The following is a 309-nucleotide window of genomic DNA, read 5'->3' as shown; positions in this document are numbered from 1 at the left end:
ATACCGACGCAAGTGGAAAACCCTCTGCGAATCGTATTCATGTAGAACCTGGAATTACAATCCCGGTAGGCAATACATGGGGAACATGGACAACAGAAGCTCGCTTACTTGGTACATATTACCAACAAGATCTTGATGGTGTTGATACAGGCGCAGGATCTGATTATGAAGGCTTGGAAGAATCAGTAAGTCGCGTGATCCCTGAATTTAGAAGCCATGCGGGTGTCGTACTAGAACGAGATACCACTATTGTTGGCAACTATACTCAAACACTAGAGCCGCAAGTCCAATACTTGTATGTTCCAGAAG

Annotated in this window: 1 protein-coding gene; it reads left to right on the top strand. The window is 44.7% G+C overall.

Going from position 1 to position 309, the window contains the following annotated elements; translation table 11 throughout:
- A partial coding sequence (gene lptD / locus AB4512_RS22590) for an LPS assembly protein LptD (protein ID WP_372175773.1) occupies positions 1–309 on the top strand: 309 nt, incomplete at both ends.

The organism is Vibrio sp. 10N.222.52.B7, from assembly GCF_041474275.1.
In the GTDB taxonomy this organism is placed as follows: Bacteria; Pseudomonadota; Gammaproteobacteria; order Enterobacterales; family Vibrionaceae; genus Vibrio; species Vibrio crassostreae_C.
The sequence above is the reverse complement of the archived record's forward strand: the minus strand, read 5'-3'. Positions and strand labels throughout refer to the sequence as shown.